The following is a 307-nucleotide window of genomic DNA, read 5'->3' as shown; positions in this document are numbered from 1 at the left end:
CGCCGCTATAGGTGTTGGCGCCCGTCGTTATAGTCGTGCCGGTGCCGATCTGGCTCACCGCGCCGCTGCCGGAAATGACGCCGGCATAGGTGTAGGTATCGGAGCGGTCGAAGGCGAGGGTGGCGTTGTTGGTGACATTGCCAAGAATGCTGCCGGTCGTACCGCCATTGCCGATCTGAAGCGTTCCCTGCGAGATCGTCCAGGCTTGCGTGGCGGTGTTGTCTGCGGTCAGCGCCCAGGTGCCGGCGCCGGTCTTTTCGAGTACGTCGAAGTTCCGGTACTGGCCGGTATCGCCGATCATGCCGTC

The 307-nt window shown here is 63.5% G+C and carries 1 protein-coding gene; it reads right to left on the bottom strand.

Going from position 1 to position 307, the window contains the following annotated elements; translation table 11 throughout:
- Positions 1-307 (bottom strand): autotransporter-associated beta strand repeat-containing protein (locus tag EN807_RS34210; protein ID WP_135938069.1); only part of this gene is annotated, 307 nt, incomplete at both ends.

The organism is Mesorhizobium sp. M5C.F.Ca.ET.164.01.1.1 (genome assembly GCF_004792125.1).
Lineage (GTDB): Bacteria > Pseudomonadota > Alphaproteobacteria > Rhizobiales > Rhizobiaceae > Mesorhizobium > Mesorhizobium wenxiniae.
Note: the sequence above shows the minus strand (reverse complement) of the source record. Positions and strands in the feature narration are given on the sequence as shown.